19 protein-coding genes are annotated in these 20,947 nt (G+C 64.2%); 15 read left to right on the top strand and 4 right to left on the bottom strand.

Features of this window, described 5'->3' with window-relative positions; genetic code table 11:
- Positions 1-102 precede the first annotated feature (102 nt).
- A complete protein-coding gene (locus SS05631_RS25390; RefSeq protein WP_095678092.1) occupies positions 103-2,889 on the bottom strand; it encodes a DNA translocase FtsK in 2,787 nt (928 codons plus the stop codon).
- A gap of 306 nt (positions 2,890-3,195) precedes the next feature.
- Complete coding sequence (locus tag SS05631_RS25385; RefSeq protein ID WP_037416146.1) at positions 3,196-4,068, bottom strand: ferritin-like domain-containing protein; 873 nt, start codon at positions 4,066-4,068, stop codon at positions 3,196-3,198.
- A gap of 151 nt (positions 4,069-4,219) precedes the next feature.
- Between SS05631_RS25385 and SS05631_RS25380 the strand changes: the two genes are divergently transcribed.
- Together SS05631_RS25380 and SS05631_RS25375 are read left to right on the top strand one after the other, a co-directional pair.
- Positions 4,220-4,624, top strand: a complete 405-nt coding sequence (locus SS05631_RS25380; protein ID WP_095678091.1) for a DoxX family protein — start codon at positions 4,220-4,222, stop codon at positions 4,622-4,624.
- A gap of 158 nt (positions 4,625-4,782) precedes the next feature.
- Positions 4,783-5,937 carry an acyltransferase gene (locus SS05631_RS25375; protein WP_037416154.1) on the top strand — a complete coding sequence of 385 codons (1,155 nt, stop codon included), beginning with the start codon at positions 4,783-4,785 and terminating at the stop codon, positions 5,935-5,937.
- Positions 5,938-5,990: 53 nt separating this feature from the next.
- On the opposite strand, the gene SS05631_RS25370 is transcribed toward SS05631_RS25375, so the two are convergent.
- On the bottom strand, positions 5,991-6,992 hold the full coding sequence (locus SS05631_RS25370) for a LacI family DNA-binding transcriptional regulator (protein WP_037416156.1): 1,002 nt from the start codon (positions 6,990-6,992) through the stop codon (positions 5,991-5,993).
- A 120-nt stretch (positions 6,993-7,112) separates the two neighbouring features.
- Between SS05631_RS25370 and SS05631_RS25365 the strand changes: the two genes are divergently transcribed.
- From SS05631_RS25365 to SS05631_RS25355, 3 genes are all read left to right on the top strand, one after another.
- Entirely contained in the window at positions 7,113-8,027 is a 915-nt protein-coding gene (locus tag SS05631_RS25365; RefSeq protein ID WP_037416159.1) for a sugar phosphate isomerase/epimerase, read from the top strand.
- 30 nt (positions 8,028-8,057) lie between these two features.
- A complete protein-coding gene (locus SS05631_RS25360; protein ID WP_037416161.1) occupies positions 8,058-8,981 on the top strand; it encodes a TIM barrel protein in 924 nt (307 codons plus the stop codon).
- A gap of 295 nt (positions 8,982-9,276) precedes the next feature.
- The gene (locus SS05631_RS25355) at positions 9,277-10,440 is read left to right on the top strand and encodes a Gfo/Idh/MocA family oxidoreductase (RefSeq protein WP_037416164.1); all 1,164 of its coding nucleotides are present in this window, start codon (positions 9,277-9,279) and stop codon (positions 10,438-10,440) included.
- A gap of 63 nt (positions 10,441-10,503) precedes the next feature.
- Here the strand turns inward: SS05631_RS25355 and SS05631_RS25350 are convergent, their stop codons facing one another.
- The gene (locus SS05631_RS25350) at positions 10,504-10,998 is read right to left on the bottom strand and encodes an Lrp/AsnC family transcriptional regulator (RefSeq protein ID WP_037416167.1); all 495 of its coding nucleotides are present in this window, start codon (positions 10,996-10,998) and stop codon (positions 10,504-10,506) included.
- Between the two features lie 59 nt (positions 10,999-11,057).
- Here SS05631_RS25350 and SS05631_RS25345 point away from each other — a divergent pair, with 59 nt between their 5' ends.
- From SS05631_RS25345 to doeB, 10 genes are all read left to right on the top strand, one after another.
- Positions 11,058-12,479 (top strand): PLP-dependent aminotransferase family protein, encoded by a 1,422-nt coding sequence (locus tag SS05631_RS25345; protein ID WP_037416170.1) that lies wholly within the window; start codon positions 11,058-11,060, stop codon positions 12,477-12,479.
- 118 nt (positions 12,480-12,597) lie between these two features.
- Entirely contained in the window at positions 12,598-13,383 is a 786-nt protein-coding gene (ehuA, locus tag SS05631_RS25340; protein ID WP_037416173.1) for an ectoine/hydroxyectoine ABC transporter ATP-binding protein EhuA, read from the top strand.
- Between the two features lie 61 nt (positions 13,384-13,444).
- Positions 13,445-14,296, top strand: a complete 852-nt coding sequence (gene ehuB, locus SS05631_RS25335; RefSeq protein WP_037416176.1) for an ectoine/hydroxyectoine ABC transporter substrate-binding protein EhuB — start codon at positions 13,445-13,447, stop codon at positions 14,294-14,296.
- Between the two features lie 107 nt (positions 14,297-14,403).
- On the top strand, positions 14,404-15,063 hold the full coding sequence (ehuC, locus tag SS05631_RS25330) for an ectoine/hydroxyectoine ABC transporter permease subunit EhuC (protein ID WP_037416179.1): 660 nt from the start codon (positions 14,404-14,406) through the stop codon (positions 15,061-15,063).
- Positions 15,064-15,065: 2 nt separating this feature from the next.
- Positions 15,066-15,728 (top strand): ectoine/hydroxyectoine ABC transporter permease subunit EhuD, encoded by a 663-nt coding sequence (gene ehuD / locus SS05631_RS25325; RefSeq protein WP_037416182.1) that lies wholly within the window; start codon positions 15,066-15,068, stop codon positions 15,726-15,728.
- Entirely contained in the window at positions 15,728-16,513 is a 786-nt protein-coding gene (eutA, locus tag SS05631_RS25320; RefSeq protein ID WP_037416185.1) for an ectoine utilization protein EutA, read from the top strand. The genes ehuD and eutA overlap by 1 nt, the downstream gene beginning before the upstream one ends.
- A complete protein-coding gene (eutB, locus tag SS05631_RS25315) occupies positions 16,510-17,517 on the top strand; it encodes a hydroxyectoine utilization dehydratase EutB (protein WP_037416200.1) in 1,008 nt (335 codons plus the stop codon). The genes eutA and eutB overlap by 4 nt, the downstream gene beginning before the upstream one ends.
- Positions 17,514-18,503, top strand: a complete 990-nt coding sequence (gene eutC / locus SS05631_RS25310; protein WP_037416188.1) for an ectoine utilization protein EutC — start codon at positions 17,514-17,516, stop codon at positions 18,501-18,503. Before eutB ends, eutC begins: the two co-directional genes overlap by 4 nt.
- A 33-nt stretch (positions 18,504-18,536) precedes the next feature.
- A complete protein-coding gene (gene doeA / locus SS05631_RS25305) occupies positions 18,537-19,718 on the top strand; it encodes an ectoine hydrolase DoeA (RefSeq protein ID WP_037416191.1) in 1,182 nt (393 codons plus the stop codon).
- 4 nt (positions 19,719-19,722) lie between these two features.
- Entirely contained in the window at positions 19,723-20,727 is a 1,005-nt protein-coding gene (doeB, locus tag SS05631_RS25300) for a N(2)-acetyl-L-2,4-diaminobutanoate deacetylase DoeB (RefSeq protein WP_037416194.1), read from the top strand.
- Positions 20,728-20,947: the final 220 nt, after the last annotated feature.

Raw genomic sequence — 20,947 nt, 5'->3', positions numbered from 1 at the left:
TTGTGGCCCACTTGTGGGGACTTGTGGGGGAGAGGGCCGCCGGGCCAGAGGGGGTTGGTGGCTGCCGACGTCGCGCGCATCTGTTCCCTGCTCGCCCTTCGCTCACTCCATCTCGGCGTCGTCCGCCTTGGCCGCGTGGTCGCGGTTGCCATGGATGATCTCGCGCTTGCCGACATGATTGGCCGGGCCGACGAGGCCTTCCTTCTCCATTCGTTCGACGAGGGAAGCAGCGCGGTTGTAGCCGATGCCGAGCCGGCGCTGGATATAGGAGGTCGAGCATTTCTTGTCGCGCAGCACCACTTTCACCGCCTGCTCGTAGAGCTCGTTGCCGTCTTCCGCAGCAATCGCGCTCTTGTCGAAAACGGCGCCCTGATCTTCTTCCGGCTCCTCTTCCTCCTCGTCCGCCGTCACGGTCTCCAGATATTCCGGGCGCCCCTGCGTTTTCAGATGCGCCACCACATGCTCGACCTCGAGGTCGGAGACGAAGGGGCCATGAACGCGGGCGATGCGGCCGCCGCCGGCCATGTGCAGCATGTCGCCCTGGCCCAGCAGCTGCTCGGCACCCTGCTCGCCGAGGATGGTGCGGCTGTCGATCTTCGAGGTCACCTGGAAGGAGATGCGGGTCGGGAAGTTCGCCTTGATCGTGCCGGTGATGACGTCGACCGACGGGCGCTGCGTCGCCATGATCAGGTGGATGCCGGCGGCGCGCGCCATCTGGGCGAGGCGCTGGATCGCCCCTTCGATCTCCTTGCCGGCGACCATCATCAGGTCGGCCATCTCGTCGACGATGACGACGATATAGGGCATCGGCGCCAGATCCATCTCCTGCTGCTCGAAGAGCGGCTCGCCGGTGCCCTTCTCGAAGCCGGTCTGCACGGTTGCCAGGATCGGCTCGCCCTTCTCTCGGGCGGCGGCGGCGCGCTGGTTGTAGCCGTCGATGTTGCGGACGCCGAGCCGCGACATCTTGCGATAGCGGTCTTCCATCTCGCGCACCGCCCATTTGAGCGCCATCACCGCCTTCTTCGGATCGGTGACGACCGGCGTGAGAAGATGCGGGATGCCGTCATAGACGGAGAGTTCGAGCATCTTCGGGTCGACCATGATCAGCCGGCATTCCTCCGGCTTCAGCCGGTAGAGCAGCGACAGGATCATCGTGTTGATCGCCACCGATTTGCCCGAGCCGGTGGTGCCGGCGACGAGCAGATGCGGCATCTTCGCGAGTTCGGCGATCACCGGCTCGCCGCCGATCGTCTTGCCGAGGCAGAGCGCCAGCTTGCAGCCGGTCCTTTGGAAATCATTGGATTCGATCAGCTCGCGGAAATAAACCGTCTCGCGCGTCGCGTTCGGCAGTTCGATGCCGATGACGTTGCGGCCGGGCACCACTGCGACGCGGGCCGAAAGCGCCGACATCGACCGAGCGATATCATCGGCAAGGCCGATGACGCGCGAGGACTTGACGCCGGGCGCCGGCTCGAATTCGTAGAGGGTGACGACGGGGCCCGGACGGACATGGATGATCTCGCCCTTGACGCCGAAATCCTCGAGAACGCTTTCGAGAAGCCCGGCATTCTGCTCGAGCTGCTCCTGCGTCATGAAGAAGCCCTGGCCCTGCGGCGGCTCCTGCAGCAGCTCCTTGGCCGGAAACTCGTAGGCGGCGTCAGCCTGCTGGCGCTCGCTGCCGCCGATCGGCGGAAAGGGTGAAGCGGAACGCTGCACCACGGCCGGCATGGTGATCGCCGCCTTGGTGACCGGAACGTTGGAAACCGGCGTCTTTTCCTCGGCTTTGACGACAGGCTCGACCAGCGCCGGCGCGGCCGCCACGGCCACGGCTTCAGGCTTATCGGGGGCGCTTGGGGGCGGTACGGGAACCGGCGCGGCGATAACTGTCGTCGCCGGGCGGCATTCGACCACCCGGAACATCGAGGTGATCGCCGTTGGCGGCTGCGGCTGGATTTCCACCGGCGCGGCGACAGGCGTCGGTGCCGCCGCAATCTGCTGAGGCACCATTGCCGGTTCCTCCACCGGTTCGGCGGCGACCTGCATGGCAGCCGCCATTTCGAGCGGCATGAATTCGAAGAACGCGTGATCGGAGAGGTAGGAGAGACGGGCTTCTCTTTCACCGGTCACAACCCTGGCGGCCGAATCTGATGCGGGTTCGCGGCCGGCCGGGATCATCTCGGCGACGTCCGCTGCATGGACCGCCGGCGCCAGTGTTCCGCCCGCTTCTTCCACCTCCGGCACCTCCCCTTTCACGATCGGTGCCGCATTGAGCGCCGGTTCTGCGGTGGCAGCATCGCGCGACTGTGCGGGACGCCAGGAGGGAAGCTGCTGCATCAGCACCCGCAGGAGTTCGGAGGGGCTATGGGCCGGCGTTTGGGGTTCGACAGCAGCGGGGACTGCGTCGACGGGCCCCGTTTCGGCGACGATCTCTGCTTCGACCACCTCGGCGGCAATCGCCTCGACCTCTACCTCGCCCTCATCGGCCGCGGGCGCGCGGCGCTTCATGAATTCGCGTTCGGGCGTGCGGGTGAAGCGGACATTGGGCGACAGGAAGAAATGGCTCTCCCAGCTCGGTCCGTCCGACTGGCCGGTGATCTCGGCAAGGGTCGGCAGCGGATCGCGCGTCCAGGCGGTGACCTGGGCCGGCGCATAGGGCGAGCCGTGGCCGTAGAGGCGCGCGGCGCGCCCGGCATAGCCCATATCGTCGCCCGGATGACCCGTACCCCGGCGGGGCGCTTCCGGCGCCTCGAACAGATGATCCTGCGGCGAGGCGAGGGTTGTCTGGGCATGCGAAACGTCCGGTGCTCCCGGATGCGGATGCTCGAAACCATCCGCCTCATGTGCATCATGCAAAGCTGCCGTCGAGAAATTTGTCCGGGGAATACGCATGGCCTGAAACTCGAAATTTCATCATCGAAAGGGCTGTCCCTAGCGAATAGGAAATGAAGGTTAACAACTCCCTTCCAACGGCGCCGCCGGATGGTATCTCGCTGCCCACACGAGCGCACTTTCGACGCGTCTTTCCGGCCGCTCTTTCGAGGATTTCCAGGCCTTCGACACGGACACCGCACTGCAGGGTAACGCCGTTCAATTTCTGTTTCAGACGGGGAGAATTGCTGCCGTGTGTGGCAAAGCCGGCGAGGCCGGACCAGGCGGGAAAAACGAAGCCGCGCCGTGCCGGCCCTGGCGATCCGTTCAGGTGCTGGTGATCGTTCCATTCATGCCGTTCGGGTAAAAGCCACCTTTGGTGGCGCCCTCCTGATCGGTAAGATAGACGATGCGCAGGACTTCCTGCGGCGTTCGGGTAAAAGCAATTGCATCCGGCGTCGAGGGAACGATGTTCGCCTTGCCGTCCATCTGGAGCGGCTGGTCCTTGTCGTCCGATCCATCGATCTTGTCGCGGGCATCGGAAACCGCGGCGGCGGCCTTCCAGGCCTCCTCGCCCATCCGATAGAGCGTCGAGCGGGCCATGCCCATGTGATAGGCCTCGACGGCGAGGATCCCGGCGGCGGCGGCGAGAAACTCCTCGTTCTTCAGGACCGTCGCGGCGCCGGCATAGGCGGTCACGCCGACATCCTCGAACAGCATACCGCCGAGCACAAAGTTCATCTCGTTGCCGAAGGGATCGAAATTCTCCCCGAGGCCCGCGGCCTTCGCGACGGCGGCGAAGCCGGCATCGAAATCGATGGCCGGCCGCGACACGGCATCGGCGCCAAGGGTCTTGCGATAGAACCGGACGTGAGCAAGTTCGTTTTCCGCCACCTCGCTCATGAACTCGCTGATCGCGGGCGTCTCGAACGAAACCTGCTTGCCGCCGGTCACCGGCCCAGCGTCGGCACCCGCGTCGGCATCGTCGATCCCTTTGCCGGTCGTGCCGCGCAGGTAATACTCGGCCTCCATGTATTCGAGGTTCAGCGCGAACTGGAAGACATCCTCGTCCATCGGTTCAGCTGGTTCATCCGCGCGCGAAACGCGGGCGAAGCCAGCGGTCGAGGCGAGCGTTGCTCCAAGTCCCAATTGCAACAGGCGGCGGCGCGGCAGATAGAGTGGGGGTAATGCGCGGATCATGGCTTCCTCCGAAGCCCGCCCGGCGTCAGTTTTTGGCACCCTGGATCAGGCGGGCCAATCAGGGTCCAACAGCATCAAGCGCGAAAAGTTCCGGGCCCGAACTCCTCATCCGTGTAATATGGCGGCCGCCATTGCTGGGAAAGGAACTGACATGAGCAACAATGCCGCACTTCAGAGTTCGCTTGCCTTTGTTGGCCGCCTGTTCCTCGCCGTCATTTTCGTCGTTTCCGGCATAGAGAAACTGGCCGATCCCTCCGGCACCATCGCCTATATATCGGCGGCCAACCTGCCGCTTCCAGCCGTCGCCTATGCCGGCGCGCTCGTCGTCGAACTCGGCGGCGGCATCCTGCTCGTCCTGGGTTATCAGACGAGGCTGGCAGCATTGGTCCTGGCCGTCTTCACGCTCGCCTCTGCGCTCGGTTTTCATATGGAATTCGACGATCAGAACCAGCTGATCCACTTCATGAAGAATATCGCGATTGTCGGCGGTTTTCTGCAGGTCGCCGCATTCGGCGCGGGCGGGTTCAGCCTTGACGCAAGGGCCGGCCGCACCTGATCGGAAGGATCCGACGCGCTTCTCGTCGTCGCCCCGGCGACGGGGCGGCCTCAATCTTTACTTAGTATCGCCTTAGTCCGCCTCTAGGCATGCCCTTGTGCGTCGCAACATAGCGCGCTGCAGTAACCTTTGGTTGCAAACAAGGACGAAGTGTACTGATGGCCGGCTATACCCTCCGCGAGACCCGTATCGATTGCCTGGACGGACTGCGAGGCTTGGCATCCCTCTGGGTGATGGTCGGCCATGCGCTGTTGCTCACGGGCTGGCGCCTGCCTGTTCTGTCGGAGCCCGATCTCGGCGTCGATCTCTTCATCATGCTTTCCGGCTTCCTGATGGTATTTCACTATCAGCTGCGGGCCGCAAAAGAGCCGTGGGAACTGACCTCGACCTGGGCGAGCTTCTGGATCCGCCGCTTCCTGAGAATTGCGCCGCTTTACTATCTTCTTCTGGCCGTGGCTTTTGCGCTCGGTCCCTGGCTGTTCGAATCGAGGATGATCATCGACGGCTTCCTAGACAAGGCGCCGCAGTCGCCGGCGCGCTACCTCGACAACGGTCTGACGAACGGGCTGATGCATTTGAGCTTTCTGTTCGGCCTCTCCCCAGATTATGCCTACAGGACGCCGCTGCCCGACTGGAGCATCGGCCTTGAAATGCAGTTCTACGCCGCCTTTCCCTTCGTCATGCTTCTGCTGAAGAGATGCGGCTGGCTGAGGGGCGCGCTCGTCACCGCCGCTATCGCCGTCGCGATCGTCTCGACGGCCGGTCTGTTGGGGGTGCATTTCCCGATGCCCGCCTTCCTGCCGTTGAAGATGCATGTCTTCCTTTGCGGAATGCTCTTGGCGCTCGGCCTTGACGCGGAGAGGTCCAAGGCTTTCCTCTACGGCGCCGTCGCCCTGGCACTCGTGCTGCTGCCGATCGGCGGCGACATGACGGCGACGAAAATGCTGATGCGGGTCGCGCTTGTCGGGGTGTTTTTCGCCCTGCTCCATCACCGCCTGGCCGGCGAGGCGTTGGGCAAAAGGCTTCGCGCCGTGTCGTCGTCCCTCGGAAACAGGTTCTTCCACTGGCTGGGAGAGCTGTCGTTCGGGGCCTATCTCTGGCACCTCATTTTTCTGCAGCCGATCGCCGCCTATTTCATTGGCACTTTCGGCGAAATGATCTCGCCGGCCGCGCGCTTTGCGGCCGTCACCCTGATCCTTGTGCCTTTGGTCTATGCGGCTGCCTGCGCGACATTCCTTGCCATTGAACGACCGGGGCAAAAACTCGCCAAGCGCCTGATCAATCGGAGAAGACCGCAGCCGGTTCGGGCGTGAGAGAGATTGGCGGAATCCACGTCTGGCACCCCACTTGGCTCGCCCGCAATCCGTCAGACGTTCTCCGGCGTGATCGTCAGAAACCGCACCGGCTCGGGGCTCACCTCGACGTCGATCAGTCCAAGCGACCGCAATGTCAGGTCGATTGCGCGGCGCGCCTGGATCTCCGGAGCCTGGTCGAGGACGATCGACATGACGCCGTCGCGGAGAGCGCCGCGCGACTGGTCGGAGAGCTCGTGACCGACCCAGAAAACGCGGCGCGACGCATGCTCCTTCAGCACCGCGGCGACGGAGCGGTTGTCGCCGCCGGCGGTGTAGAGGCCGATGATCCCCGAATCGTCGCACAGTGCCCCGCGCAGCAGCTCCATCGAGTTGAGGTCGTCGTCGCAATCGAACATCACCTGCCGGAAGAGGTGGTCGCCAGGATGGTTGGTGAGATAGGCGGAGAAGCCGCGGATGCGTTCCTTGTGGTTCTCGTATGCGCCGCTGTGGCAGAGCGCCACGAAGGACCCTGACCGTCCGGCAAGCATCCTCGACATGTAATAGGCGGCCGTCCGCCCCGCCGCATAATTGTCGATGCCGACATAGGGGAGTTCCGGCGCTGGTCGTGTCATGATCTGCACCACCGGCGTGCCATGGCGCGCCGCCGTCCTCAGGCTTTTCACCACGCTCGGATGGTCCGGCGCCACGACGATGAGCGCCGAGCGGCGGACCCCCGGATTGGCGATGTGGTGGGCGAATTCGACCGGATCATTCTCGCGCGCGAAGGTGCGGTGAACGGTGACGCTCTTGTCGAGCAGGGCGGCGATCCGCTCAAAGGCCTGATTCATGCGCGAGTAGAAGCTCGTCTCGGGCCGGACCAGAATGACTTCGATCCGGATCAGCCCCCGATGCGCCTCCGGCAGCCTATGCCGGTAGTCGAGCTTTCGGACCGCGAGGAACACCCGCTCGATCGTTTCAGGCCTGACGCCGCCGCGGCCGTTGACGACACGCTCGACGGTCGCGGTGCCGACGCCCGCCTCCTGCGCCACATCCTTCAAGGTCACTTTCGTCAATGCGCTTTCTCCCGGGAAATTCCCTCCCGTTCAGCATCCAGGATTGATCAAATTTGATCAAGGAAGATTTAGCGGGCAGCGGTGGTGCTCGGTATCCTTCGCGCATCAGGAGGAGCACCCATGAAGATCGCACTCGACCCCTACATGCATCGCCATCTTGGCCTCAATGATCTGTGCCGCAAGGCGGCGGAGCTTGGCTACGACCATATCGAGCTGTCGCCGCGCGAGGATTTCATCCCCTGGTGGGTGCGGCCGCGCGCCCACAAGGAACGGATCGCCGAGTTCAAGGCAGCGCTGAAGGATCACGGCGTCAAGCTCGCCTCGATCCTGCCGATGTATCGCTGGGCGAGCCCGCATGAGGACGAGCGCCAGGCGGCGGTGCGCTATTGGAAGCAAGCGATCGAGGTCGCCGTCGAGATGGGCTGCGACACGATGAATTCCGAGTTCGGCCGTGGCCCGTCGCCCGACCGTAGCCATCGCTCCAACTGCTGCGGCGGAATACACACGCACGAGCACAGCGAAGCCGCCTGGTGGCGTTCGATGGAGGAGCTGGTGCCGGTCTTCGAGAAGGAAGGCGTGACGCTCAACATGGAGCCGCACCCGGAAGACTGGTGCGAGACCTTGCATCCGGCGATCGACATGCTGAAGGCGATCGGCTCGAAGAACGTCAAGTTCCTCTACTGCGCCCCGCACACCTTCTACTTCGGCGATGACATGGCGAAGATGATCCGCGATGCCGGGCCTCTGATCGCCCATGTCCATGTCGCCGACACCTATAACCACAAGGCGTCCTCGGGGCTTCGCTACATCATCAACCCGCCGGGCGCCCCGGTGACGATCCACCAGCACATGGACATGTATCAGGGCGAGATCAACTGGGACGTCTTCTTCTCCTCGCTCGCCTCGGTCGGCTTCGACGGCATCGTCACCGCCTGCGTTTTCGGCTGGGAAGACCGCGCTGACGAGTCGGGTCGCTTCATGCGTGCGGAGATCCAGAAATACGTCGACAAATACTGGCCGGGCAAGGATGCGTAAGTGCCAGCTTATACAACGAGGACAACATTCGTGACCATCACCATCGCGACCGCCCCCTGCTGCTGGGGCGTAGACGACGTCAAGAACCCGAACCTGCCCGCCTGGGAACGCGTCTTCGACGAGGCGGCCGCCGCCGGCTATGGCGGTCTCGAACTCGGCCCCTATGGCTACGTGCCCCTCGACTCCGAACGGGTCGCCAAGGCGCTCGCCGACCGCAACCTCTTCATCGTCGCCGGAACGATCTTCGACGATCTTGTCTCGGCCGAAAACCGCGAGAATCTGTTGCGTCAGACCGACGAGATCTGCGCCGTCATCACCCGGCTGCCGCAGCCCGAACAGCTCCTCGGCCAACGTTTCAGGACGCCATACCTGACGGTCATGGACTGGGGCCACGACGAACGCGATTTTGCCGCCGGCCATGCCGACCGGGCGCCTCGGCTCTCCGACGGGGCGTGGCGCGGCATGGTCGCCACCATCAAGACGATCGCCGAGCTTGCGAGGAGCAAATACGGCGTGCGCGCCGTCATCCATCCGCATGCCGGCGGCTATATCGAATTCGCCGACGAGATCGAGCGGATCGCTCGCGACGTGCCGGCGGAGCTTGCCGGCTTCTGCGTCGACACCGGCCACAGCTATTACGCCGGCATGGATCCGGTCGAGACACTGAAGCGCTACGCCGACCGGCTAGACTACGTCCACTTCAAGGACATCGACGAGACGGTCTTCCGCCGCGTGCTTGGGCAGGAAATCAGGTTCTTCGAGGCCTGCGCCCAAGGGGTGATGTGCCCGATCGGCCGCGGCGTCATCGACTATCGGCCGGTCAAGCAGGCTCTCGAGGAGATAGGCTATCACGGCTTTATCACCGTCGAGCAGGAGCGCGACCCTTTAAGCGTCGCCGGCAGCCTCGCGGATGTGCGGGAAAGCCGCGACTATCTGCGCTCGGTCGGATTTTAGAGGTGATTGAGGTCTGGTACGTGTCGCAGCCCCCACTGCCCTGCCGGGCATCTCCCCCGCAAGGGTAGAGATCGGCCAGTGTTGATGCCTTCGCCGGTGGCCGCCATTGCAGATTGGGCGCCGTATTTTTGCGGTGCCGGCTGCCTCCCGCACCGAGATGAACGCTATCGAAAAGACGGATTGGGGAGCCCGCGTCTTGCCGATCTCCACCCTTGCGGGGGAGATGCCCGGCAGGGCAGAGGGGGTGAAACGGACACCAGCGGAAAGCGACACCAAACACTTGAGGGACAGAATAATGCCAGAGACGAAGAAAAACCCGATCCGCTGGGGCATGGTCGGCGGCGGACGCGGCAGCCAGATCGGCTACATCCATCGCTCGGCCGCGCTCCGCGACGACACGTTCGAACTGGTGGCCGGCGCCTTCGACATTGACCCGGAACGCGGCCGCGCCTTCGGGGTGGATCTCGGGCTCGACGAGGCCCGTAGCTATCCGGACTACGAGACGATGTTCGCCGAGGAGGCGAGGCGCGCCGACGGGATCGAAGCGGTCTCGATCGCCACGCCGAACAACACCCATTTCTCGACCTGTAGGGCGGCGCTCGAACACGGCCTCAACGTCATCTGCGAAAAGCCGCTCTGCTTCACGGTCGTGGAAGCGAAGGAGCTCAAGTCGCTCGCCGAAGCGGGCGGGCTGACCGTCGGCGTCACCTATGGCTATGCCGGTCACCAGATGATCGAGCAGGCCCGCGCCATGGTGAGGAACGGCGACCTCGGCGAGATCCGGATCGTCAACCTGCAATTTGCCCATGGCTTCCACAGCGCCGCCGTCGAGGAGCAGAACCCGTCGACACGCTGGCGGGTCGATCCGAAGTTCGCCGGCCCCAGCTATGTGCTCGGCGACGTCGGCACCCACCCGCTCTATATTTCGGAGGTAATCCTGCCGCACCTGAAGATCAGGCGGCTGATGTGCGTGCGCCAGAGCTTCGTCAAGAGCCGCGCGCCGCTCGAGGATAATGCCATAACCCTGATGGAATACGACAACGGCGCCGTCGCCAATGTCTGGTCGAGCGCCGTCAATGCCGGCTCGATGCACGGCCAGAAGGTCCGGATCGTCGGCTCGAAGGCGAGCATCGAATGGTGGGACGAGCGGCCGAACCAGCTTTCCTACGAGATCCAGGGCGAGCCGGTCCGCATCCTGGAACGCGGCATGGACTATCTCTACCCGCAAGCCCGGCTCGACGACCGCATCGGCGGCGGCCATCCAGAGGGGCTGTTCGAGGCCTGGGCCAATCTCTACCGCCGCTTCGCTCTCGCCATTACTGGCAATCGTGGCCTTGCGCCCGAGGGTATCGAAGACCTGGCCTTCCCGGGTATCGATGCCGGCTTGGAAGGCGTGCGGTGGGTCGAGAACTGCGTCCGTTCGGCCGATGCCGGCGGGGTTTGGTTGGAGTACGAGTAGAGAGTTACGGCTTTCCATCCCTCCGCTCGTCCTTTCCTACCGTTCGGTTTCAAGACACCGCCTCTAGACTTGCCCCGCCGAAGCCTGTGGCAACAACGCACCGAGCGGCAGGACGGTTTCTTCCTTGACGGTCTTGGTGACGATGTAGGTGAAATAGCGATCGATGCCGAGTTCGCGGCCGAGCAACTCGTCGACCAGCCGCTGATAGGCGTCGATGTCGGCCGTCACCACCTTGAGGATATAATCCACCCCGCCGCCGACCGACCAGCAGGCGACGATCTCGGGAATTACGGCGATGGCGCGCTCAAACCGGTCGAAATCCGCCTGCCGGTGATTGGCAAGGGTCACCTCCATCATCACACTTGCGACCGGAGCCACCCGTCGCAGCGCCACGCGCGCATGGTAGCCGGCGACGATGCCGGCCTTTTCCAGTTTTCTGAGCCGCATCCAGCACGGCGTCGGCGAAAGCCCCGCCTTTTCGGCGAGCGCCAGCTTGGTGATGCGCCCGTCGGCCTGGATCGCCTCGAGGATGCGCAGATCGATCGCGTCAAGTTTCATGCGGGGCGCCCCTCCTGAAGTCGAAATCCGGGAAAAGACATTGGGTTCTCACTTTTGCATTGTCAATTGAGCTGATTTTAATCACAGTTCAAATCATGACAAATTGGATGCCCGACACAACGCTTCTGCGCCGCCCGGCCTATCTCTCGCTGGCCGATCAAATTGCCCGTGCGATCGAGGAGGGGCGGTTGCAGAACGGCACGCGGCTGCCGACGCATCGCAAGCTTGCCGACGATTTGAAGCTGTCGGTGCAGACGGTGAGCCGGGCCTATAACGAGCTCATCCGGCGCGGGCTGATTTCGGGCGAGGTCGGGCGCGGCAGCTTCGTTCAGACGCGACCGCGCGAGCCGGATCCGCCCTATCTGCCGGAGCGGCTCGGCGAACTGATCGACCTTTCGATCCTGAAGCCGGTCTGCGAGCAGATACATCTCGAAAAGATGCGACAGGCCTTCGCGTGGCTTGCCGAGAACCTGCCGGCAAGCTCGGCGCTGTCCTTCCGGCCGAACATGGTGTTCCCGCGCCACCGCACAATTGCGGCGGAATGGCTTTCGCGCTGCGGGCTCGACGTTTCGCCGCTCAATATCAGCCTCACCAACGGCGCGACCTCCGCCATGACCGTCGCTTTGATGAGCGTCGCTCCGCCCGGTTCGACCATCGCGACGGAGGCGATCAGCCATCACACGCTGGTGCCGCTGTCGACCTATCTCGGCATTCATCTCCAGGGCATCGCGATCGATGACGACGGGATGGTGCCGGAAGCGCTCGACGAAGCCTGTCGCAAGGGGGTCATCCGCGCGATCTTCCTACAGCCCTCAGTGATCAATCCGACGGCGACCTTGATGAGCCGCGAGCGCCGAGCCGCGCTCGCGGAAGTGGCGCGCCGGCACGACATCGCCATCATCGAAAACGATATTCTTGGGCCACTGGTCGAGGAGCGTCTGCCGCCGGTGGCGGCGCTGGCGCCGGAACGCACCCTTTACGTGACGAGCTTCACCAAGATCACCGTGCCGGGCCTCAGGATCGGCTATCTGGTGGCGCCGGACCGCTACGTCGCGGCGGTCGCCAATCGGCATCTGGTCTCGAACTGGATGGCGACGCCGTCGATCGCCGAGATCGCCACCCGTTGGGTGAGCGACGGCACGGCGATCGACCTCGTCAATTGGCAGCGCCGGGCTCTCGCCGCCCGCCACGCCATCGCCACCGAGACGTTCGGCCGACTTCCCCACCGCAGCCATCCGCAGAGCCTGCATGTCTGGCTGCCGCTCCCCGAGGGCCACGCGGAGGAGGCCTTCGTCTCCCAGGCGCGCCTGCGCGGTGTGGCGATCGCGCCGGGCGCGTCCTTCCGCACCGCCGACAGCGGCTGGCGCCCGGCCGTGCGCATCTCGCTCGGCTCGACCAGCGAACAGGAGCTCAAAACCGGGCTAGGCATCGTCGCCTCGCTGGCGCTTGGCGACCCGGAGGCATTGCTGCTCGCGATCTGATGTGGATGCAAAACTTGCTCATCGTCGAATAATTGTCATGAGATTATTATTCACATTGACATGATTTCGGAACCGGATCATCGTTAGGACATTACCGCTCTCAAAGGGAGAGACGCGAATGCCCGAGCCGATCATCCGCATCGACAACATCGTCAAGAGCTACGGTCCGCTGACCGTGCTCGATGGTCTGTCGATGGAGGTAATGCCGGGCGAGAAGCTCGCCCTCATCGGCCCGTCCGGTTCGGGCAAGACGACGATCCTGCGCATCCTGATGACGCTGGAAACGATCAGCGACGGCTTTATTCAGGTTGACGGCGAGCAGCTCTATCACATGAAGAAGGCGGGCAGTCTCGTTCCGGCCGACGAGCGGCATCTCCATAAGATGCGCGAGAAGATCGGCATGGTCTTCCAGCACTTCAACCTGTTTCCCCATAAATGCGTGCTCGACAACGTCACATTGGCGCCGATGCTGACAAAGGGCGTTCCGCGTGCGGCGGCGGAAAAGCGGGCGATGGAGCTTCTTGACATGGTCGGGCTCGCCGACAAGGCGAAGAGCATGCCGGCCCAGCTCTCCGGCGGCCAGAAGCAGCGCGTCGCGATCGCCCGGGCGCTGGCGCTGTCGCCGAAGATCATGCTGTTCGACGAGGTGACCTCCGCGCTCGATCCCGAGCTCGTCGAGGAAGTCCTGAACGTCATGCGCAAGCTGGCGGCCGAAACGGACATGACGATGCTGCTCGTCACCCACGAAATGGGCTTTGCCCATGATTTCGCCGATCGGGTGCTCTTCTTCGACCGCGGCAAGATTGTCGAGGAGGGGAGGCCCGAAGACATCTTCCGGCACCCGAAACAGGAACGCACGCAGACCTTCCTGCGCAAGATCATAGCGGCAGGGCACCGCGTCTGAGCTCTGGGCCGACATTGCCTCAAGCAACAACGTGAAGAGAACAACAGAGGAGTTGGGAACGATGACACTGAAAGCTTTGATGGCAATGGCGGCAGGTGCGACGGCGTTGATGGCAATTGCCGCAGCGACGCCCGTCGCGGCGGATGAGAACAAGCTCGAGGAACTGAAGGAACAGGGCTTCGCGCGTGTCGCCATCGCCAACGAGCCGCCCTTTACCGCCGTCGGCGCCGACGGCAAGGTCTCCGGTGCCGCGCCGGATGTGGCCCGCGAGATCTTCAAGCGGCTCGGCGTGCCGGAAATCGTCGCCTCGATCTCCGAATATGGCGCGATGATCCCCGGCCTGCAGGCGGGCCGTCACGACGCGATCACCGCCGGGCTTTTCATGAAGCCGGAGCGCTGCGCCGCGGTCGCCTATTCGCAGCCGATCCTCTGCGACGCCGAGGCCTTCGCGCTGAAGAAGGGCAATCCGCTCAAATTGAAGAGCTACAAGGACATCGCCGACAATCCGGATGCGAAGATCGGTGCGCCGGGCGGCGGCACGGAAGAGAAGCTGGCGCTCGAAGCCGGCGTGCCGCGTGACCGCGTTATCGTCGTGCCGGACGGCCAGAGCGGCATGAAGATGCTGCAGGACGGCCGCATCGACGTCTACTCGCTGCCGGTGCTTTCGATCAACGACCTCGTCTCGAAGGCCAACGACCCCAATATCGAAGTGGTCGCGCCGGTCGAAGGCGCCCCGGTCTATTGCGACGGCGCCGCCTTCAGGAAGGGCGACGAGGCGTTGCGCGATGCCTTCGATGTCGAACTCGCCAAGATGAAGGAATCCGGCGAGTTCGCCAAGATCATCGAGCCCTATGGCTTCTCGGCCAAGGCGGCGATGTCGACGACGCGCGAGAAACTCTGCGCCGCGCAATAAGCCTGGGCTGGGGCTTCCCGCCGCCTTTTCACCGGAGCGACACCGGGGGAAGGCGGCATGGAAGGCCCCGTCGAACCGAGCCGCACTCTGACTGGAACAATTGAACGATGATCGACTGGTCCGGCTATATCGGATTGATCCTTGAAGGCGCCTGGGTGACCGTCCAGCTCACCCTGATGGGCTCGGCGCTGGCCGTCGTGGTCGCCTTTGCGGCGGGGCTCGGGCGCGTCAGCCGGTTCATGGTGGTGCGCGCGCTTGCCACGACCTATATCGAGTTCTTCCGCGGCACATCGATCTTCGTCCAGCTCTTCTGGGTCTATTTCGTGCTGCCCTTTGCCGGCATCACGCTGACGCCGCTGCAAGCCGGCGTGCTGGCGCTGGGCCTGAATGTCGGCGCCTATGGCGCGGAAGTGGTGCGCGGTGCCGTAAAAGCGATCGGCCGCGAGCAGCGCGAAGCCTGCACCGCGCTCAACCTCTCGCGTTACCAGGCGATGCGCCACATCATCCTGCCGCAGGCGCTGCCGCTGATGCTGCCGACCTTCGGCAACAATGCGATCGAGCTCCTCAAGGGGACGGCGGTCGTCTCGCTGATCTCGCTCACCGACATGACCTTCCAGGCCCAGGTGGTGCGCGCGCAGACGGGCAGCACGCTGATCCCCTTCGCGACGATCCTGGTGCTCTACTTCGTCATGGCGTGGTTGATCTCGCTCGGCATGCGCTGGCTGGAGCGCCGGGTGACGCGTGGCCTCGACGGCGTGAGGGCCTGACCATGGAATGGGATTGGGAATTCGTCCGCCAAATCATGCCGACCCTCATCGAGGGGCTGCAGATCACCATTCTCGCCACCATTCTCGGTGCGGCGGTCGCCGCCGTGGTCGGCCTCGTCTTCGCGATCCTGCGCATGGTGGCGACGGCGCCGATCGCGCGCACCACGAGCTTCGCGGTGGAGTTCATCCGCGGCACGCCTTTGCTGGTGCAGCTCTATTTCATCTTCTACGTGCTGCCGGATATCGGCATCCGACTGCCGGCGCTGCTCGCCGGCGTCATCGGTCTCGGCATCCATTACGGCACCTACGCCGCCGAGGTCTACCGGGCCGGCATCGAGAACGTGCCGCGCGGCCAGTGGGAAGCCGCCAAGGTGACGAACCTCACCGCCCGCCAGACCTGGGTCCACGTGATCCTGCCGCAGGCGATCCCGCCGATGATCCCGGCGCTCGCCAATTACCTGATCGCCATGTTCAAGGAGACGCCGCTGCTTTCGGCAATCACGGTGCTGGAACTGATGAACCAGGCGAAAAGCATCGCCAACAGCAATTATCGCTATATCGAGCCGATGACGCTGGTCGGCGTCTTCTTCCTGATCATGAGCCTCATCTCGGTCTTCTTCCTGCGCTGGCTAGAAGAGCGCTACGCACGGGTGGACGAACGCTGATGGAAACGCCTGTCGCTCTTTCTTTGGCAGCGCGCGCACCGCGCCTCGACGACCGGCCGCTGGAAAAGCGCATCGGCCTCATCATCCTTGCCACCGATCACACCACCGAAGCGGACTTTCATCGGCTGGTGGCCTCGGACCGGATCGGCGTTTATGTCACGCGCATTCCTTATGCCAATCCGGTGACGCCGGAGAACCTGCGGGCGATGCAGCCGTCGCTGACGGCGGCGGCAGGCCTGATCCTGCCCGACGAGGCGCTCGACGTCGTGATGTATTCCTGCACTTCGGCATCCGTCGTCATTGGCGATAAGGAGATCGCTGCAGCGGTCAAGGCCGCCAAGCCCGGGGCTGCCGTAGTGACGCCGACGGCGGCGGCGGTCGAAGGCTTGCGGACGCTCGGCGCGACGCGAATTTCCGTGCTCACCCCCTATACGGTCGAGACCAGCCGGCCGATGGCGGATTATTTTGCGGCCTTCGGCTTCGAGATCGACCGCTTCACCTGCCTGGGGCTTTCCGACGACCGGGAAATGGCGCGGATCGCGCCTTCGGAGATCGTCGCGTTTGCGAAGGAGGCCATGGCCCCGGAATCCGATGCCCTCTTCATCTCCTGCACCGCCGTTCGCGCCGCCGGCGTGATCGATGAAATCGAGGAGGCGATCGGCAAGCCGGTCGTCAGCAGCAATTACGCTACAGCCTGGGCCTGCCTGCGCCTCTGCAGCGACCAGGAGGCTCGGCCGCGGCTCGGGCGACTGATGGCGCTGCCACTTAAGGGGGAATGGCCGTGAACGCGTCTCTCCCCGTGACGATCGAGGATATCGAAGCCGCGGCGCGGCGTTTTTCCGGACGCGTGCTGACGACGCCGCTGGTTGCCTCGGCATCGCTGAGCCGGCTCTGCGGCGTGTCTGTCGGCCTCAAGCTCGAGCATCATCAGACGACCGGCAGCTTCAAGCTGCGCGGCGCGACCAATGCGGTGCTTTCACTCACCGCCGCGGAGCGTGCGCGCGGCGTCGTCGCGGCCTCGACCGGTAATCATGGCCGAGCACTCGCCTATGCGGCAAAGGCGGAAGGTTCGCTCGCGACGATCTGCATGTCGCACCTCGTGCCGGAAAACAAGGTCTCCGAAATCAGGCGTCTTGGCGCGGATGTCCGGATTGTCGGCAGGTCGCAGGACGAGGCGCAGCAAGAGGTCGAGCGGCTGATCGCGGAAAAAGGTCTCGTGATGGTGCCGCCCTTCGACCATCCGGCAGTCGTCGCAGGGCAGGGGACGCTCGGGCTCGAAATCGTCGACCAGATGCCAGAGGTCGCCGTTGTGCTGGTGCCGGTTTCGGGTGGCGGGCTGGCGGCCGGGTTGGCCGCAGCCGTCAAGGCGCGCAGGCCGGCGACGCGGGTGATCGGGCTGACCATGGAGCGCGGCGCCGCGATGAAGACGAGCCTCGCCGCCGGCACCCCCGTGCTCGTCGAGGAACAGCCGAGCCTTGCCGATTCGCTTGGCGGCGGCATCGGGCTCGACAATCGCGTGACATTTAGCATGTGCCGGGAGCTCCTCGACGACATCATCCTTGTGACAGAGGCGGAAATCGCCGCCGGCATGCGCCACGCCTATGCCGAGGAGCGCGAGATCGTCGAGGGAGCCGGGGCGGTCGGGATCGCGGCGCTTCTCGCCGGCAAGATCAAGACGATCGTCGGTCCGATCGCAGTCATTCTCTCCGGCCGCAATGTCGATATGGGCCTGCATCTCAGCGTGATGAACGGCGAAACGGATCCGTTTCGCAAGGAGGCAGCGGCATGACGAGGATGACGATTCTCACCGAGGCGGAGCTGCGTCGCATCGTGCCGCTCGATCGCGAAGCGGTCGCCTGCGTCGAGAATGCCTTCCATGCGCTCGCCACCAGGGCGGTGGCGATGCCGCCGATCCTGAGGCTCGACATTCCTGAGCATCGCGGCGAGGTCGACGTCAAGACGGCCTATGTGTCCGGCCTCGACGGTTTCGCCATCAAGATCAGCCCCGGCTTCTTCGACAATCCGAAGATCGGCCTGCCGAGCACCAACGGCATGATGGTGCTGCTTTCGAGCCGCACCGGGCTGGTGCAGGCCTTGTTGCTCGACAATGGATACTTGACGGACGTCCGCACGGCTGCCGCTGGTGCCATCGCGGCTAAGCACTTGTCGCGGGAAGGTGCATCCGTTGCCGCGATCTTCGGTGCGGGCATGCAGGCCAGGCTGCAGCTTGAAGCGCTGACCCTCGTCCGCCCGATCCGCGAGGCGCGGCTCTGGGCCCGCGATGCGGCGAAGGCCGAAGCGGTTGCGATCGTACTGGCCGGAAAGCTCGGCTTTCCAATCAAGGCCTCAATCGAGCCGGAGGCAGCCGTCGCGGGCGCCGATATCGTCGTCACCACCACCCCGTCGGAGAAGCCGATCTTCATGGCCGGCTGGCTTGAGCCGGGTCAGCATGTCACCGTCATGGGCTCCGATGCCGAGCACAAGAACGAGCTTGATCCGCGGGCGATCGCCCGCGCCACCTATGTCGCCGACAGCCTGAAGCAGACGCGCCGTCTCGGTGAACTGCACCACGCGGTTGCTGCTGGCGTCGTGGCACCGGATGCCGAGTTCGCCGAGCTCGGCCAGGTGATCGCCGGTCTGAGGGCGGGACGCACGAGCGCGAACGAGATCACCATCGCCGACCTGACCGGTACCGGCATCCAGGACACCGCCATCGCCACGCTCGCCTTCGCGCGGGCGAATGCCGCGAACGCAGGAACGACGTTCGAGAGTTGACGCCGGCATTTCCGGCAAAACGAGGGAAGAGACATGACCCAACCCAACCTCAAATTCTCCCTTGGGGAATATGAAGCGCGGCTCAGAAAGACCCGCCAGGCGATGGAAGCCAAGGGCATCGAGCTCCTGATCGTCAGCGACCCGTCCAACATGGCATGGCTCACAGGCTATGACGGCTGGTCCTTCTATGTGCATCAGGCGGTGATCGTGCCGCCTTTAGGAGAGCCGATCTGGTTCGGCCGCGGCCAGGACGCCAACGGCGCCAAGCTGACCGCCTATCTCAACCACGAGAACATCATCGGCTATCCCGACCACTACGTGCAGTCGACCGAGCGCCACCCGATGGATTACCTCTCCGGCATCCTCGCCGATCGCGGCTGGGGGTCGCTCCGGATCGGCGTCGAGATGGACAATTACTGGTTCTCGGCGGCAGCCTTCGCTTCGCTGCAGAAGCATCTGCCGAATGCCCGCTACGTCGACGCGACGGCGCTCGTCAACTGGCAGCGCGCCGTCAAGAGCGAGACGGAAATCAAGTACATGCGCAACGCCGCCCGGATCGTCGAAGCGATGCACGCGCGCATCTTCGACAAGATCGAGGTCGGCATGCGCAAATGCGATCTGGTCGCGGAAATTTACGACGCCGGCACCCGCGGCGTCGACGGCATCGGCGGCGACTATCCGGCGATCGTGCCGCTGCTTCCCTCGGGCGTCGAAGCCTCCGCGCCGCATCTCACCTGGGACGACCGGCCGATGAAGCGGGGCGAGGGGACCTTTTTCGAGATCGCCGGCTGCTACCACCGCTATCACCTGCCGCTGTCGCGCACGGTGTTTCTCGGCAAGCCGACCCAGGCCTTCCTCGACGCCGAGAAGGCGACGCTCGAGGGCATGGAGGCGGGGCTCGCGGTCGCCAAGCCGGGCAACACCTGCGAGGACATCGCCAACGCCTTCTTCGCCGTGCTCAAGAAATACGGGATCGTGAAGGACAACCGCACCGGCTATCCGATCGGTCTTTCCTATCCGCCGGACTGGGGCGAGCGCACCATGAGCCTGCGTCCGGGCGACAAGACGGAGCTGAAGCCGGGCATGACCTTCCACTTCATGACCGGTCTCTGGCTCGAGGACATGGGCTTCGAGACCACAGAGAGCATTCTGATCACCGAAAGCGGCGTCGAATGCCTCGCCTCCGTGCCGCGCAAGCTGATGGTCAAGGACTGAGGACATGAGGGAGCAGCATTTGCGGCCGTCGCCGATCAGCGCCACGGTCGACTTCGACGCCGACGGCGTCCAGCACGGATTCCTGCGCCTGCCCTATAGCCGCGACGATTCGGCCTGGGGCTCGGTGATGATCCCGATCACCGTCATCAAGAACGGGATAGGGCCGACGGCCCTCTTCACCGGCGGCAATCACGGCGACGAATATGAAGGCCCGATCGCGCTCTTGGATCTGGCGCGGAGGCTCGATGCCGCCGAAGTTCAGGGCCGGGTGATCATCGTCCCGGCGATGAATTATCCCGCGTTTCAGGCTGCGACGCGGACCTCGCCGATCGACAGGGGCAATATGAACCGCAGTTTCCCGGGCCGGCCGGACGGGACGGTGACCGAGAAGATCGCCGACTATTTCCAGCGCGCTCTTCTGCCGCTGGCAGACATCGTGCTCGACTTCCATTCCGGGGGCAAGACGCTCGACTTTTTGCCCTTCTGCGCCGCTCACATCCTTCCCGACAAGGAGCAGGAAGCGAGCGCCTTCGACTTCGTCAAAGCCTTCGGCGCGCCGTTTTCCATGAAGATGCTCGAGATCGACGCGGTCGGCATGTACGACACGGCGGCCGAGGAGATGGGCAAGATCTTCATCACTACGGAACTCGGTGGCGGCGGCTCGGCGACGGCGAAAAGTGCTGCTATCGCTAAACGTGGCGCGATGAATGTGCTGCGCCACGCCGGCATCATCAAGGGCGAGATCGATGCCCAACCGACGCAGTGGCTGGACATGCCGAGCGACGATTGCTTCGCCTTTGCCGAAGATTGCGGGCTCGTCGAGTTCCTTGTCGATCTCGGTGAGGCCGTCGAATCCGGCTCCGTCATCGCGCGGATTCATCCGACTGGGCGCACCGGCGCCGAGCCGATCGATGTTCGGGCCAAGATGGCCGGGATGCTGGTCGCCCGCCACTTTCCCGGACTGATCAAGGCCGGCGACTGCTGCGCGGTGTTGGCCGTGGCGATTTAGACGAGATCGTCGCTGACCGCCGCGTCAGCCAGCCTGCGCTTTCTACCGACCCGGTTCGGCCTGACGCCGCGCGCTTACCGGGAGAATTTCGGCAAGCCAGCCGAACAGCCCAAAATTCCAGGATGAAGCGTTACACCGGTGAGGTTCCCCGCCTCCTCGACACTGAAAGCAACCGGCGGCGACTCAGAGCTGGTCGGTCGGAGCAATGGTTTCGCAGCTC

This window comes from Sinorhizobium sp. CCBAU 05631 (assembly GCF_002288505.1).
Classification (GTDB): domain Bacteria; phylum Pseudomonadota; class Alphaproteobacteria; order Rhizobiales; family Rhizobiaceae; genus Sinorhizobium; species Sinorhizobium fredii_C.
The sequence above is the reverse complement of the archived record's forward strand: the minus strand, read 5'-3'. Positions and strand labels throughout refer to the sequence as shown.